This window comes from Tahibacter soli (assembly GCF_025717065.2).
Taxonomy (GTDB): domain Bacteria; phylum Pseudomonadota; class Gammaproteobacteria; order Xanthomonadales; family Rhodanobacteraceae; genus Tahibacter; species Tahibacter soli.
In genome coordinates this window covers 465,785-479,910 of sequence record NZ_JAOVZO020000003.1, presented here as the reverse complement: position 1 = coordinate 479,910, position 14,126 = coordinate 465,785, and the positions used below count along the sequence as shown (strand labels likewise).

Below are 14,126 nucleotides of genomic sequence, written 5' to 3'. Positions count from 1 at the left end.
GCTGTTCCGTTGTCGCCCGCTACGTCACTTCTCTTCGGAGATTCGAGCCAGACTCGAACGCATGCGGTCATTTCAGCCGGAAACAATTTCGCAGGCTCACCGTCATATCCGGCCCCTGGACCAGAACGCTGTACGGTTCGCCGGCTCCACTTCGATAACAATCCACGATGATCGCGCCTTCGGCATCGGCGGGATAAAAAGCAACGGACTCGTTGGTCAAGTCGGCAGCACTCAACAGATCGACCAGGTTGATTTCCGACACCTCACAAATACCAATATATTCGTTGTTCAGAATCCCCAGACACCCCCTCTTTTCTATTTCGCTTCTCTCCATGCACGATAGCAGCCGAATCGCGGTGCCCCTGTCGATATATGCAGCCACCAGGCCGGGCGTGTCCTCGGTTCTTCCCGACCAGAATGCAGTCCAGGGCGGTGAAATGCCAAGACGGAAGTCATCCAACGAAAACGGCATTCGCAAGCCCTGCGAGAGCAGCGACACCAGCCGTGTGCCATGAACATCGCGAAGCCGAGCGAGTTCCCGCTCTTTCAATAATCGCGATCTTCGCTCAGTCATGGCTTCCATCGCCAAGACTGCCTTCCGGTCAGCGGCGCAGCATCGACCACTGGATGCCAAGTAGAATTTCGGTCATAAATTGGACTCTTCGAAGGCGACCGGCGACCAATGAGCCCCGCCAGTCTCGACTTGAAGAATTTTTCCACCGTCGCTCGACTCCGAGAATTCAAGCAAGAGATAATCGGCAATATCTTCTGTCAAGAACGAGATGATTCCGTCATCGTTGATCGAAAAATCGAAATCGAAATTTATAGATGCGATGGACGGCGCGAAGATCATTCCGCAATCGATCGTCCGGGGGGTCCATATCGAAACCCGACGCGGATTTGCTTCGTACAATTGTCGAACGAACGCGTCAAACCGCTCCGAACGCCTGCCCGAGAATGGAATTTCGACACGATCAGACTGCTGGATACGAAACTTTTGTGCCGCTTCACGTGTTGCGACAACTTCTTCGATGCCGCTCAGCTCGCGCTCGTAAACTGTTCTTCCCGTCAGCGCGCCCAGTTCGGCGAGATACTCCTTTAGATGGAGGTTGCGCCGCAGTTTTTGTGCGAGAGATTCGGACGTCATTAGTAGTCAACCTTGGATTTCCCGTTCTTCAACATCGGACGACCATGCTTGTTTGTTCGCGCCGCGCCCGTAGCAGGGTCCGTTTTTACTGCGCCAGCCTCCCAGTGTGGTTGCCCCGGGTGACTACTATCCATGGTTTGCTGCTGGACGGACATCCTCTGGGTGCCTCCTCCCTCGGCTGGAACGTCGTATGAATACTCGCGACCGGACTGATTGCGCGATTGGGATGCTGGTTGCTGGCTCGTCGGGATGGCGATCGACGACAGGGCTCCGCCAAGGCCGGATCTTGTCCGTCATGCGCCTTGGCGACCGCGCCGATCTCAGCGAATCCGCAACCGTCGTATCCGCAACGCTCGCTCGACGATCCCGCGCCGTCGCCTCGCCGCTCGACAATGGCGACGCATCGCTCGACGAGAGAACGCCATGTCCGACGCAACGACGACGACCGGCGCGAATGCGCGCGAAGTCTGGGTTCATCTGCACGACGGCCGGCGCATGTGGATGCCGTGGAGCGAAATCGTCGGCATCGTCGCGTACCGGGTCGACTACGTGACGCACCAGTCGGTGCGCATCGACGTCGAGCACCAGTCGGGGCACGTGCTCGGGCTCGACGCCGGATTCGCCGGATTCGACGCGGCGATGGACACGATCGTCGAGCGCCTGCCCGGCGCACGTCGCGAATGGCGCGCGCAGCTCGACGCGGCCGACGACAGCGACTACGTCGTGGTCTGGCGCGAGGACTGAGCCGAACGATCGCTCACGACGCACCCTCTTGAATGCCGCGACGCCGTCGACAAGACTGCGGTGCGGGATATATCAACGAGGTGCTCGTGGACTACGAACTGACGCTGCGATCGGCGAAGCACCCCGCCGACGTCGATGCGGGCAACGGCGACGTGCTGCCCGGCCGACCGCTCGCGGAAGATATCGCCGCGGAACTGCGCAAGGTCGGCTACGCCCACGTCAAGGTGGTCGACCTGTCGCCGCTATGGGACATCCAGGTTTCGGCACGGCCGAAAGGGCCGGTCATCACCGTATTTGTCACCGTACCCAGCAAGGTTCCGCGCGAGGCGTTGTGGACGGCCAGCATCGCGTCGAAACGGGGCCTGTGGGCACGCCTGACCGGCCAGCCCGAAGACGCCGAAACGCTCAAACTCGCCAGGGCACTCGAAAGCGCCGTTCGCGCGATCGGCGGTATCGAAATCGTCGAGCGTGAGGGCAATTGGGACAAGTGACAACCGCGAGCTTTTCGCGGCCCGGTTTGCGCTCGATCGAATCCGACCCTGCATCGCGATCGGCCATCGACGGAGAATCGAATGAAAGCCCGGAGCAACAGCCCCGGCTTCGCCGGCGTCAACGTCTACCTCGACGGCAACCTGCTCGGCGACGTGCCGCTGTTTTTCAACAACGTGAGCCAGCATCTGGCGCTGCCGGCGAGTTTCCCGGTCGACCTCGGCCCCGGCCCGCACACGATCACGCTCGAGGCGCTGACGAACAATACGATCGCCGATACCAACGATATTTTCTCATTGTGGATCATCGACTGAACTCGCCGGGCGCGGCCGGTCGATCATGTCGCGGCGCGAATTGACAGGGTCGAGCGGCAGGCAGACCATCCGACGCGGCGCAGGGGGCCGTCAGGCACGCGCCGCGCTTATCGCATTGTCCCGTTTGCGGCATCGCCGCCGCGACGGTCGTCGCTGTCCATTCCACAGGGGAACACCATGCGCAATGTCGGCAACGCACCTACCTTGATCGTCTGGATCATCTGTCTCGTTCTGTTCATCGTCGCGCTCGTGGCGCAGTTCGGCGTCGTGCGCGTGCCGCAGCCGGCGGCCACGTGGTCGTGGATCGTCGGCTTCGGCCTCCTGCTCGTCGCCTGCCGCGTGCGAGGGTTGTAGCGCCCGGCCGCGATCGACGCCGGCGCCACGCGGCGTGACCGGCGAACGGCGCGGAACCCCGCGCCGTTCGCGTTTTTGCCCGGCGGCACGGCGAATCCGCACAAATTGCGACGCACGAGCGGCGCCCGTACCGAACCTTGCAATCCACCGACGCGTTCGCTAAATCTGCGCCACCCCGAGCCGGCCCGCCTCACGGCCGCACGCGCACCGCCGAGCCGCCGATGTCGACACCGCCCGCCCCTTCCCTCTCTTCCACGAGCACCGCGCTGTGGTGGCGCGCGCGCGAGCTGTTCGACGCCGCCGTCGCGCTGCCCGCCGCCGAGCGCGCCGCGCTGCTCGACGCGCGCTGCGGCGACGATGCCGCGCTGCGCCGCGCGGTCGACGCGCTGCTCGCGGCGAGCGACGCGCTGCCCGATACGCAGAACGATCCGTTCGCGCGCAGCTTCGGCGAGGCGATCGTCCGGCTGATGCCCGAGGTGAAGCCGGGGCAGCGCTTCGGCGCGTTCGCGGTCGTCGAGGAAATCGGCCGCGGCGGCATGGGCGTCGTGTATCTCGCCGAACGCGACGACGGCACGGTGTCGCAGCGCGTGGCGCTCAAGCTCGTCGCGCACGGCCATCTCGACGCCGAGGCGTCGGCGCGTCTCGCGCGCGAACGCCGCCTGCTCGCGGCGCTCGAACATCCGAACATCGCGCGCCTCATCGATGCCGGCGAAGACGCGTCGGGCATTCCGTATTTCGCGATGGAATACGTGCGCGGCGAGCCGCTCGTCGCGTACTGCGACCGCCGCGCGCTGCCGCTCGCCGCGCGCCTTGCGCTGTTTCGCGAGGTGTGCGCCGCGGTGCAGTACGCGCATGCGAACCTGATCGTTCACTGCGACCTCAAGAGCGCCAACATCCTCATGACCGAGGGTGGCCTGCCGAAGCTGCTCGACTTCGGCATCGCCACGACGCTCGATGCCGACGCGGCGACCGGCGAGAGCCGGTTTCTGTCGCCGCAGTCGGCCGCGCCGGAACAGTTTCTCGGGCAATCGGGCGGCGTCGCGACCGACGTGTACGCGCTCGGCGTGCTGCTGTGCGAACTCGCCGGCGGCAGGCTGCCGTTCGAGGCCGCGCCCGGCGATCTGACCGCGCTGCGGCGCCAGGTGCTCGAAGACCCGCCGCTGCTGCCGGGCGATGCGATCGACGACGACGCGGCGAAACGCCGCGGCGGACTGTCCGCCGCCGCGCTGCGACGCCGCGTGCGCGGCGACATCGACGCGATCGCGGCACGCGCGCTGCAAAAATCGCCGCAGCAACGCTACGCATCGGTCGAACAGCTCGACGCCGACGTCGCGCGTCATCTCGCACTGCAGCCGGTCGACGCGCGGCGCGGTGAACGCGGCTATCGCGCCGCGCGGTTCCTGCTGCGCAACGCGCTTGCCGCATTGTTCACTTCGGCAATTCTGGCGCTGATCGTCGGTTTCGCGGCGGTCACGCTGCGGCAGAACGAACGGCTGGCGCACGAACGCGACGTGGCGCAGCAGCGCGAGCGTCAGGCACAGTTCGAACGCGCGCGCGCCCAGCAGGTGACCGACTTCATGATCGGCCTGTTCAAATCGTCGATGCCCGAGCAGGCGCGCGGACGCGACGTGACGGCGCGCGAACTCCTGCAGCGCGGTCGCGAGCAGTTGCGCGGCGCGCTCGGCGAACAGCCGCCGCTCAAGGCCGCACTGCTCGCCGCGATCGCCGAAGCGGCGCTCGCGCTCGACGACATGGACGGCGCCGAGGCGGCGGCGCACGAGGCGTCGGACTTGCGCGAAGCGGCGCCGCCGGCATCGGACGCCGAACGTGCGGCAAGTCTGATCCAGCTCGCGACGATCGAGACCCGGCGCACGCGGTACGACGAGGCGATGAAGCTGGCCGACCGCGCGCAGGCGCTCGCACCGGACGGCGACGCGCGTATCGCGCTGCTCGGCGTCCGGGCCACGGCACTCAACGGGCTTGCGCGGCCGAAAGAATCGCTGCCGCTGTGGCGCGAGGCGCTCGCGCTGCAGTCGGCTGCGGCCGGACCCGACGACGTCCGCACGCTGCGGCTCGCGTCGCGGATCGCCGGCAACCTGCGCGTGCTGGGCGACGTCGACGAAGCCGAGCGCGTGATGCTCGACAACCTGCCGCGCGAACGGCAGCGCTTCGCGCCGGACGACCCCATCGTCGGCGAGACGCTCAACGGTCTTGCGCTGATCGCGCGCAACAAACGCGACTACGCGCGCGCCGAGACGTACGCCGCCGAGGCGCTGGATCTCTACCGCAAGATCTACGGCGAACGCGCGACGCAGACGGCCAACGCGATGAACACGCTCGCGACGATCGTTCAGGCGCAGGGCGAATACGACCGGGCGCTGTCGCTGTTCGAAGGCGTGCTCGCGGTGCGGCGCGCCGTGTTCGGCGACGACAGCGCGCAGGCTGCGGCGGCGCACTACAACGTCGGCCTGCTGCTGCTGCTGCGGTTGAAGAAGCCCGAAGCCGCGCGCGCGCATTTCGCGCGCGCGGTCGACGTCTCGGTCAAGCTGCTGCCGCCGGGCCACGTCAATCTGGCGAACTACCGGCTCGTGCTCGGATCGGCGCTACGCGATGCCGGCCGCTACGCCGAAGCCCGGGCCGCGCTCGAACTCGCGCTGCCCGCGTTCGAGGCGATCGCCGCGCCGCGCGGCATCGACATCGCGCTGACGCGCGGCGAACTGGCCTGCGTCGCGCTCGCGCTCGGCCGGCCGGGCGCGCGCGAACGGCTCGACGCGGCGATCGCCGTGACCGACCGCGTCGCCAGGGAGCTGCCGCAGGCGCAGCGCCTGAACGAATGCAAAGGCCGCTGACGCGCCGCGCCTGCGCGGCTCACTCGCCCTGATCGACGTACGGCAGGTAGAAAATGAAATCCGTCCGCATGCCTGCGCGGCGGATGTCGCCGCCGATCACGCCGCTGCGCAGGTTCCATGGGCGCACGAGCGACAGCAGCGGCCTCTCGGGCATGACGAAGCCTGCCGGGTTGTCGTAGACCGGCTCGACGTAGCGATCGTCGCTGCCGGGCAGCAAGCCGACGTTCGAGACCGGGTCGACGCCCGGTTGCCGGGCCCAGACCCGGAGGTTCAGGCTCGACCAGTCGCTCTCGTCGACGAGCGGGTCGATCTGCACCGTGATCTTGCTTTCCGTGCCGTTGAGCTGCGCCACCGCCGCGTTCACTTCGCCGGTGGTATTGATCGCGTCGGCAGCCGCCGGATCGCGCCACGAGAACTCCAGCGTATACGCATTGGAACCGAACGGACGCACCATGCTCACGACCAGCACGCGATAGTCCACGGGTTCGCCGGGCAAAAAGCTTTCCGACCTGACGCCGAACTCCAGCACGTCGATGCGGGTGTAGTCGTAGCGCGTATTGTCGCTTGGCGGCTGCAGGCCGAGCCATTCGAAGTCGAGCTCGAACCGCAGCTGCGAGAACCGGCCCGCCTGATACGGCGACAGGTCGAGATCGGCGTAGTTCGGCAGGCCCGGAACGCGCTGACCCGCCGGCCCGCCGTCCGTCGGCGGCGCTGCCAGCGACGCCCGCGACTGGTGACACTCGATTCCGCTCCCGGACCAATCGTCCAGGCTGACGTCGCAATAGTCGGCCGCCTGCGCGAGCTGCGACGCGGCCAGTGCCGTGAACAAGAACATGCCCATCAAAGAACGATGCATTTGCTTCCCCTGAAGCTGCGGCCGATTGCCGCAACCCGTCATTATCGCAATTCGGCGAAAAACAGGGCCACGTCGGGTCGACGGCCTTGACGCTATCGGGCCAGATCGCGCAGCTCGCGCGCTTTCGCGCGGCTGACCGGCAGCTGCGTGCCGTCGCGCAGTTCGGCGCGCACCTGTCCGTCGGCGCCGCGGCGAAACGCGGCGACGTGGTCGAGATTGACGAGATGCGCGCGATGAATGCGCAAAAAACGCGACGGATCGAGGCGTTCTTCGAGCTGGCCGAGCGACAGGTGCACGAGATGCGGCGCGCCGCCGGCGTGCACGGCGATGTAGTCGCCGACCGCTTCAAAGCGCACGATCGCGCTCACCGCGAGCGGCGCGATCGCGCGGCCGTTGCGCACGAACAAGCGCGTCATCGGCGCCCGGCCGAGCGCTTCGCCGAGGCGGTCGAACGCCGTGTGCGGTTCGCCGAACGCCGCGCGCACGCGCTCGAGCGTCGCGCCGAGGCGTTCCTCGCCGAACGGCTTCAACAGATAGTCGAGCGCGCCGAGTTCGAACGCGGTCACGGCGTGCTGCGCGTACGCGGTCGTGAACACGACGTGCGGCCGGTGGCGCACGCGCCGCAGCACGTCGGTGCCGAGCAGGCCCGGCATCTGGATGTCGAGAAAAACGAGGTCGGGTTTCAACACGTCGATCGCGTTCGCGGCATCGATGCCGTTCGCCGCCTCGCCGATCACTCGCAGCCAGTCGATCTCGTCGAGCAGGCGCGAAAGACCCGCACGCGCGACGGCTTCGTCGTCGGCGACGAGCGCGGTGACGCGCGCGTCGTTCACGCGCGCTCCAACGCATCGGCGTCGACGACGAGCGGCAGCACGAGCGTCGCGCGAAAGCCCGCGCCCGGCGCGCCGGCAACATCGAGGCGCGCGCGTTCGCCGAACGTCCAGCGCAGGCGTTCGCGCAGACGCCGGATGCCGGTGCCGCTCGCGTTCGCGACGTCGTCGGGGTGCGCGCCGGCGCCGTCGTCGTACACGTCGAGCGTCAGCGTCGTCTTCGTCGCACGCGCAAGGATGCGAATCGTCGTCGCGCCGACGTTCGGCGCGGCGCCGTGGCGCACGGCGTTTTCGACGAGCGTCTGCGCGGCGAACGACGGCACGAGCGCGGGCAGCGCGGCGGCGTCGATGTCGCGATCGACGCGCAACCGGTCGCCGAAGCGCACGCGTTCGATGTCGAGGTAGCGCTCGACGAACGCGAGTTCGTCGGCGAGCGGCACGACGTCGCGGTCTTCCTCGATCACGGCGCGCAGCGCGTCGGCGAGTTTTTCGGCGGCGCGCGACGCGTCGCGCGGCGCGGTGGGAATGAGATGCACGATCGTATGCAGCGTGTTGAACAAAAAATGCGGATGCAGCTGCGCGCGCAATTGCGCGAGCTGCCCGCGCGCGGCGTACGCTTCGAGCTGTGCCGCGCGCTGCGCGGCGCGGTTCGCGTAGGCGACGCCGGCGACGACGAGGTAGAGCCACACGCCGACGATCAGGAACGCGGCGGGGCCGGGGCCGCTCAGCGTCACGTGGTGCGCGACGAGGCTGTCGATCGCGACGACGAGCGCGAACCACACGCCGGAATAGACGAGCGCCGCGACCAGATGCAGGCCGAGAAAACGCAGGCGGAACGGATGCGGCCACGGCGTGCGCAGTGTGAAGCGGTAGACGGCGATGCCGAGCGCGGCACCCGGCACGATCATGCGCAGCGAGCCGATCGCCGCGGGTACGACCGGAAGATCGTGCGCGCTCATGATGAGCGCGGTGAACAGCGCCCACATCGGCAGCCACGCGACCGCGAGGTGCAGCCACACCCAGCCGCGCGGCAGCTCGTTCAACGCGGCGCCGCCGCCGGCGCGATGCGCTTCGCGTCGTATTCGAACGCGCCTTCGTCCCAGGTCGCGCCGTCGTCGGTCGAGCGATCCTGGCGCAGGCGGAACGCATCGGGCGCGATCGCGTAGTAGCGCGTTCGCGTCAGCGTTCGCGCGTCGCCCTTCCGATAGCTGCCTTCCACGCGCATCTCGCCGTCCTCCAGCCGGGCGCTCGCGGCGCCGTCGCGCGCATCATAGGGGTCGAGGCTCGCGATGCTCCAGCGCGCGGTCGCCGCGTCGAACGTGCGGCGCGAGCGCGTCGTCGAGCGCGGATTGCCCGAGGCGTCCACGATGCGCAGCTCGTCGTCGATGCCGTCGGCGGTGCGCCAGGCGCGCAGCGTGCCGGTGAGCTTCGGCGTGCCGTGGATCCACGCGGCGAGGCCCGACACCTTCACGCGCACGTCGAGCGACCATTCGCCGATCAGGAAGTCGAAACCATTGGCGGGCGCGTTCGTGGGCGCGGGCGACTGCGCGCAGGCGGCGAGCGGGGCGAACAGGCACAGCAGGAATGCGAAGAGGCGGCGCATGCGGGCGCTCCGTCGAGGGTGACGGCGCGAGGATGCCAGCGGCGTTGCGGCGTGCCGCGCGGTTTCGCCGAATGGTCGCATGGGGGGTGCGAATGGCGCGCGGGGGTGTGCGGCGGGGCTTAGGCTGATGCTCGCTTCCCTCGCTCGTCATCCCAGCGTTCGCTGGGATGACGAGCAAGGGCAAAGACAGAAAACTCGCCGCGGAAACCCCATGCCCACGCCCCTCATCACCCTCGAAAACATCGGCAAGACCTACCCCGCCCCCGCCGGCGACTTCCACGCGCTCGCCGACATCGACCTTGCGATCGACCGCGGCGACTTCGTCGCCGTCGTCGGCGCGTCGGGCAGCGGCAAGTCGACGCTGCTCAATCTCCTCGGCGGCATCGACCGCGCCACGCGCGGACGCATCGTCGTCGACGGGCACGATCTCGGCGCCGCGAGCGAACGCGCGCTGACCGCCTGGCGCGGCCGCGGCGTCGGTATCGTTTTTCAGTTCTTCCAATTGCTGCCGACGCTGACCGCGCTCGAGAACGTGATGCTGCCGATGGACTTCGCGCGCCGCGGCACGTCGCCCGCGCGTCGCGACCGCGCGCTCGCGCTGCTCGACCGGCTCGGCGTGGCCGATCAGGCCGACAAGCTGCCGCAGGCGCTGTCGGGCGGCCAGCAGCAGCGCGTCGCGGTCGCTCGCGCGCTGGCGAACGATCCGCCGCTGCTGCTCGCCGACGAACCGACCGGCAATCTCGATTCGCGCACCGCGCAGTCGCTGCTCGAAGGGCTCGCCGGCCTCGTACGCGACGGTCTGACCGTTGTGATGGTCACGCACGAACCGCGCGCGATCGCCTACGCGACGCGTTCGGTCTCGCTCGCCGACGGCCGCATCGTGCGCGAGGAACGCATCGATGCTTAGCCCGCGCTGGCGCAAGATGCTGCGCGACGCGTCGCTGCACAAGGCGCGCACGGCACTCGCGATCGTCGCGATGGTCGTCGGCCTCGCCGGCGCTGGCGCGCTGCTCGCGTCGTGGGCGCTCGTGCAGCGCGTGACCGCGCAGACGTTCCTCGCGAGCCGTCCGGTGTCGGCGACGCTGCGCGTCGAGCGCGTGGACGACGCGCTGCTGGCGCGCGTGCGCGACCTGCCCGCGATCGCCGCCGTGCGCGCGCGGCGCGTCGTCTTCGCGACGGCCGACGCGAACGGACGGCGCACGCGCGCGCAGGTGTTCGCGCTGTCGGACTGGCACGCGTCCGGCATCGGCCGGCTGCTGCCCGACGAGGGCGCGTGGCCGCCGCGCGACGGCGAAATCGTGCTCGAACGCTCGTCGCTCGAATTCTCCGGCGCCGCGCTCGGCGGTACACTGCGGCTCTCCGCGGGCGGCAACGACGCGGTCGCGCTGCCCGTCGCCGGCATCGTGCGCGACGTGAGCCTGCCGCCGGGCTGGATGGATCACGTCGTGTACGCGTTCGCGACGCCGGCGACGCTCGCGCGGCTGCGCGTGCCGGCGACCTTCGACGAGGTGCAGTTCGTCGTGCGCGACGCGCTCGATCGCGACGCCGTGCGCCGCGTCGCGGTCGCCGCGAAGGCGTCGATCGAAGCGGCCGGCGGCCGCGTGACCGGCATCGACGTGCCGGTGCCCGGCGAGCACGCGCACGCGGCGCAGATGGACTCGCTGGCGCTGACGCAGGGCGCGTTCGCGGTGCTGACGCTCGTCGTCTGCGCGCTGCTCGTCGTCAATCTCGTCGCGGCGATGCTCGCCGCGCAGACGCGCGAGATCGGCGTGATGAAGGTGCTCGGCGCGTCGCCCGGCGACATCGCCGCGCTGTACGCCGGCTTCGCGCTCGCGCTCGGCGTTGCCGCATCGCTCGTCGCGCTGCCGCTCGCGGTCGCGATCGCGCGGCCGTACGCGGCGATGAAACTCGACATGTTGAATTTTCCGCTCGGCGATACGGCGATTCCCGCGTGGGCGCTCGCGCTGCAGTTCGCCGCGGGCTGCCTGCTGCCGGTCGCGGCCGCGGCGCTGCCGGTCGCCCGCGCGAGCCGGATGCGCGCCGCCGACGCGTTGCGCGACGCCGGCATCGCCGCCGACGGCGGCGTCGTGCGGCGCCGTTTCGCGCTGCCGTTCGTCGGACGGCCGCTGCGCCTCTCGATCGGCAACGCGTTTCGCCGCCGCGCGCGCATGGTGCTGACGGTCCTCGCGCTCGCGGCCGGCGGCGCGGTGTACCTCGGCGCCGCCAATCTCGCGAGCGGCGTGCGTGCGTCGGTCGCGCACCTGTTCGCCGGCCATCGCTACGACGCGTCGCTGCGCCTCGTCGACGACGCGGAAGCGGCGCGGCTCGAAGCCGCCGCCGCGACCGTGCCGGGCGTCGCCGGCGTGCAGGCGCTCGCGAAGGCGCGCGGCGTGCTGCGGCACGCCGACGGCCTCGACGGCGACGCGTTCGCGCTCGTCGGCCTGCCGGCCGAATCGCCGCTGCTCGCGCTGTCGGTCGAGCGCGGCCGTGGCTTGGGCGCGACCGACGGCAACGCGCTCGTCGTGAGCCGCCGACTGCTGAAAAACGAGCCTTTGATTCAACTCGATGCCGAGGTCGAACTGCAGATCGACGGCAAGCCGACGCGCTGGCGCGTCGTCGGCGTCGTCGACGCGGGCCCGCAGGCGCTCGCGTACGCGCCCGCCGCGGCGCTCGATGCCGCACGCGGCGGCGTTCTCGCCTCGACGCTGCTCGTGAAGCTCGCGTCGAGCGAACCGGCGGCGCAGCTCGACACGATACTGCGCCTGCGCGCGGCGCTCGACGGCGCGGGCTTCGCGGTCGCCGGCAGCGAGGTCATGCGCGAGACGCGGCGCGTGTTCGAAGATCACCTGCTGATGGTCGTGCAGTTTCTCGGCGTCATGGCGTGGGCGATGATCGCGATCGGCGGCATCGGTCTTGCGTCGACGATGAGCCTCGGCGTGCTCGAACGCACGCGCGAAATCGGCGTGATGCGTGCGATCGGCGCGTCGGACCGCGCGATCATGACCCTCGTGCAGGCCGAAGGCCTCGTTGTCTGCGCACTCGCGTGGCTCGCGTCGCTCGCGCTGTCGATGCCGATCGGCTACGCGCTCGCCGACGCGTTCGGCCGTGTGATGTTCGCGGTGCCGATGCGCGCGTGGCCGAACGCGGACGGCGCGTTCGCGTGGGCGGCGATGCTCGGCGTCGTGTCGATCGTCGCGTGCGCCTGGCCGGCGCGGCGCGCGGTGCGGATGCCGGCGGCGCGCGCGCTCGGCCACGCCTAGCCGCGACGGGACAATGCGGCGCGACCGACCGAAACGTCATATCGAAACAAATACGCGCCATGACCGTGCCGCCGGTGTCTCGCCGACATTTAGCAACCGTTTAACCGGGCGAATGGTGTCGTAGCACCGACGCGGACACCCGCGTCGACGACCACCGAGCCACACCAGCCATCCGAGAGGATCTACCCGTGGGAACGACAGTCGCCATCATCGGCGGCGGCGCCGCCGCCGCCTTCGTCATCACCGAACTGCTCGAGCATGGCGTCGGCATGCCCGCCGAGCTGAACTGGTATTCCGGTACGCGCGGCGGCACGCGCGGCGTCGCCTACGGAACTCCGGTCGACGAGCACCTGCTCAACGTGCGCGCGACCGCGATGGGCCTCAACTCCCCCGAGCCCACCGAGTTTCTCGAGTTCGCGCGCCAGCACCTGCCCGACGCGCGCGCCGGCGATTTCCTGCCGCGCCGCCTCTACGGCGACTATCTCGAGGCGCGCGTGTCGCGCGCGCTCGAAGGCGCGTCGTTTCGCGGCATCCGCGTATCGCGCCTGCGCACCGAGATCGAGCGCGTGACCGCCGATCCGGAAGGCGGCTACCGCCTCACCGACACGACCGGCTATCCCACGCGCGCCGACGTCGTCGTCGTCGCCACCGGCGCGCTGCCGAGCCGCCCGCTGCCGCAGGCGCGCGACGAACTGATCGACGCGGGCCGCTACGTGCTCGATCCGTGGCAGTGGCTGTCCGGCAATACGCTGTCTTTTGAACGTTTGCGCAAAGTATTGATTGTCGGCTCCGGCCTTTCGGCAGTCGATCTCGCGCTCAGCGTCACCGAGCGCTGGCCGCAGGTGCGCGTGACGCTGCTGTCGCGCCGCGGCCGGCTGCCGGCCGCGCACACCGGCGAAGCGAAGGCGCCGACCGAAGGGCTCGAAGGGCTCGTCGACGAACTGCGCGCCGACCCGAATCTGCGCCGCTGGGCGCGGCTCGTGCGCGAGCATTGCGACGAGGCGGACGACTGGCGCACGGTCGTCGACAGCCTGCGCCATACGACGCCCGAGCTGTGGCGCCTGCTCGACGCCGGCGACCGCCGCCGCTTCCTGCGCCACCTGCGCGGCATCTGGGACGGCGGGCGCCATCGCATGCCGCCGCAGGTCGCGCGGCGCATGGTCGAACTCATCGCCGATCGCCGCATCGAGGTGCGCGCCGGCCGCATCGCCTCGTTCCACGTCGGCAAGAACAAGCGGCCGATCCTCGCGTACACGACCGGCCCGACGCACGACGCCGAAGCGCCGAAGGTCGAAAGCTTCGATCTCGTGCTGCAGGCGGTCGGACTCGACACCGACACGCGCGCGACGCGCCATCCGCTCGTGCGCTCGCTCGTCGACGGCGGTCTCGCCGCGCCCGATACGCTCGGCCTCGGCCTCGTCACCGACGCGCAGGGCCGCCTGTCGCCGCGCGAGGCGCTGTGGACGCTCGGCGCGCTGTGCCGCGGCCGCGACTGGGAGTCGACGGCCATTCCGGAAATCCGCCAGCAGGCGCGCCGCATCGCCGTGCAGGTGTTTCAGCATTGCGCGGCGCAGGCCGAAACCGAGCGCACGTCGCGTCTCGTTTCGCGGTGGGCGTCGCGGTCGAGCGAGCCGGTGACCTACGCGCAATGAGTCTTGCGCCGCCGCGCCGCAACGGCGC

Annotated in this window: 14 protein-coding genes; 8 read left to right on the top strand and 6 right to left on the bottom strand. The window is 69.5% G+C overall.

Annotated elements, in window-relative coordinates:
• Nucleotides 1-67: 67 nt before the first annotated feature.
• Together OD750_RS04590 and OD750_RS04585 are read right to left on the bottom strand one after the other, a co-directional pair.
• A complete protein-coding gene (locus OD750_RS04590; RefSeq protein WP_263545118.1) occupies nucleotides 68-589 on the bottom strand; it encodes a hypothetical protein in 522 nt (173 codons plus the stop codon).
• 57 nt (nucleotides 590-646) lie between these two features.
• Nucleotides 647-1,147, bottom strand: coding sequence for a hypothetical protein (locus OD750_RS04585; RefSeq protein WP_263545117.1), 501 nt, complete (start codon nucleotides 1,145-1,147; stop codon nucleotides 647-649).
• A 423-nt stretch (nucleotides 1,148-1,570) separates the two neighbouring features.
• Between OD750_RS04585 and OD750_RS04580 the strand changes: the two genes are divergently transcribed.
• The 5 genes from OD750_RS04580 (at nucleotide 1,571) to OD750_RS04560 (ending at nucleotide 5,897) form a co-directional block, all read left to right on the top strand.
• Nucleotides 1,571-1,891, top strand: a complete 321-nt coding sequence (locus tag OD750_RS04580; protein ID WP_263545116.1) for a hypothetical protein — start codon at nucleotides 1,571-1,573, stop codon at nucleotides 1,889-1,891.
• An 86-nt stretch (nucleotides 1,892-1,977) separates the two neighbouring features.
• Nucleotides 1,978-2,382, top strand: coding sequence for a hypothetical protein (locus tag OD750_RS04575; protein WP_263545115.1), 405 nt, complete (start codon nucleotides 1,978-1,980; stop codon nucleotides 2,380-2,382).
• Nucleotides 2,383-2,463: 81 nt separating this feature from the next.
• Nucleotides 2,464-2,694 (top strand): hypothetical protein, encoded by a 231-nt coding sequence (locus OD750_RS04570; RefSeq protein ID WP_263545114.1) that lies wholly within the window; start codon nucleotides 2,464-2,466, stop codon nucleotides 2,692-2,694.
• 177 nt (nucleotides 2,695-2,871) lie between these two features.
• Entirely contained in the window at nucleotides 2,872-3,048 is a 177-nt protein-coding gene (locus tag OD750_RS04565; protein ID WP_263545113.1) for a hypothetical protein, read from the top strand.
• Between the two features lie 221 nt (nucleotides 3,049-3,269).
• Nucleotides 3,270-5,897 (top strand): serine/threonine-protein kinase, encoded by a 2,628-nt coding sequence (locus OD750_RS04560; protein ID WP_263545112.1) that lies wholly within the window; start codon nucleotides 3,270-3,272, stop codon nucleotides 5,895-5,897.
• 19 nt (nucleotides 5,898-5,916) lie between these two features.
• Here OD750_RS04560 and OD750_RS04555 read toward each other — a convergent pair whose 3' ends face one another.
• The 4 genes from OD750_RS04555 to OD750_RS04540 are packed head-to-tail and all read right to left on the bottom strand — an operon-like array spanning nucleotide 5,917 to nucleotide 9,186.
• Complete coding sequence (locus OD750_RS04555) at nucleotides 5,917-6,795, bottom strand: hypothetical protein (RefSeq protein ID WP_272841786.1); 879 nt, start codon at nucleotides 6,793-6,795, stop codon at nucleotides 5,917-5,919.
• A gap of 50 nt (nucleotides 6,796-6,845) precedes the next feature.
• A complete protein-coding gene (locus OD750_RS04550) occupies nucleotides 6,846-7,586 on the bottom strand; it encodes a LytR/AlgR family response regulator transcription factor (RefSeq protein ID WP_263545110.1) in 741 nt (246 codons plus the stop codon).
• Nucleotides 7,583-8,626: a sensor histidine kinase gene (locus OD750_RS04545; protein WP_263545109.1), complete on the bottom strand. Its 1,044-nt coding sequence runs from the start codon at nucleotides 8,624-8,626 to the stop codon at nucleotides 7,583-7,585. The genes OD750_RS04550 and OD750_RS04545 overlap by 4 nt, the downstream gene beginning before the upstream one ends.
• Nucleotides 8,623-9,186: a hypothetical protein gene (locus OD750_RS04540; RefSeq protein ID WP_263545108.1), complete on the bottom strand. Its 564-nt coding sequence runs from the start codon at nucleotides 9,184-9,186 to the stop codon at nucleotides 8,623-8,625. The genes OD750_RS04545 and OD750_RS04540 overlap by 4 nt, the downstream gene beginning before the upstream one ends.
• Nucleotides 9,187-9,397: 211 nt before the next feature.
• Here OD750_RS04540 and OD750_RS04535 point away from each other — a divergent pair, with 211 nt between their 5' ends.
• The 3 genes from OD750_RS04535 to OD750_RS04525 all read left to right on the top strand — a co-directional run bounded on the left by OD750_RS04535 (nucleotide 9,398) and on the right by OD750_RS04525 (nucleotide 14,098).
• Nucleotides 9,398-10,093 carry an ABC transporter ATP-binding protein gene (locus OD750_RS04535; protein WP_263545107.1) on the top strand — a complete coding sequence of 232 codons (696 nt, stop codon included), beginning with the start codon at nucleotides 9,398-9,400 and terminating at the stop codon, nucleotides 10,091-10,093.
• Complete coding sequence (locus OD750_RS04530; protein WP_263545106.1) at nucleotides 10,086-12,446, top strand: ABC transporter permease; 2,361 nt, start codon at nucleotides 10,086-10,088, stop codon at nucleotides 12,444-12,446. The genes OD750_RS04535 and OD750_RS04530 overlap by 8 nt, the downstream gene beginning before the upstream one ends.
• A gap of 188 nt (nucleotides 12,447-12,634) precedes the next feature.
• On the top strand, nucleotides 12,635-14,098 hold the full coding sequence (locus OD750_RS04525) for an FAD/NAD(P)-binding protein (RefSeq protein ID WP_263545105.1): 1,464 nt from the start codon (nucleotides 12,635-12,637) through the stop codon (nucleotides 14,096-14,098).
• Nucleotides 14,099-14,126 lie beyond the last annotated feature (28 nt).

Excerpts from the sequence above, each read along its gene's own strand:
- OD750_RS04565 (WP_263545113.1), top strand. The coding sequence starts at position 2,872 with ATGCGCAATGTCGGCAACGCACCTACCTTGATCGTCTGGATCATCTGT.
- OD750_RS04540 (WP_263545108.1), bottom strand. The coding sequence starts at position 9,186 with ATGCGCCGCCTCTTCGCATTCCTGCTGTGCCTGTTCGCCCCGCTCGCC.
- OD750_RS04585 (WP_263545117.1), bottom strand. The coding sequence starts at position 1,147 with ATGACGTCCGAATCTCTCGCACAAAAACTGCGGCGCAACCTCCATCTA.
- OD750_RS04560 (WP_263545112.1), top strand. The coding sequence starts at position 3,270 with ATGTCGACACCGCCCGCCCCTTCCCTCTCTTCCACGAGCACCGCGCTG.
- OD750_RS04555 (WP_272841786.1), bottom strand. The coding sequence starts at position 6,795 with ATGACGGGTTGCGGCAATCGGCCGCAGCTTCAGGGGAAGCAAATGCAT.
- OD750_RS04535 (WP_263545107.1), top strand. The coding sequence starts at position 9,398 with ATGCCCACGCCCCTCATCACCCTCGAAAACATCGGCAAGACCTACCCC.
- OD750_RS04580 (WP_263545116.1), top strand. The coding sequence starts at position 1,571 with ATGTCCGACGCAACGACGACGACCGGCGCGAATGCGCGCGAAGTCTGG.
- OD750_RS04570 (WP_263545114.1), top strand. The coding sequence starts at position 2,464 with ATGAAAGCCCGGAGCAACAGCCCCGGCTTCGCCGGCGTCAACGTCTAC.
- OD750_RS04530 (WP_263545106.1), top strand. The coding sequence starts at position 10,086 with ATGCTTAGCCCGCGCTGGCGCAAGATGCTGCGCGACGCGTCGCTGCAC.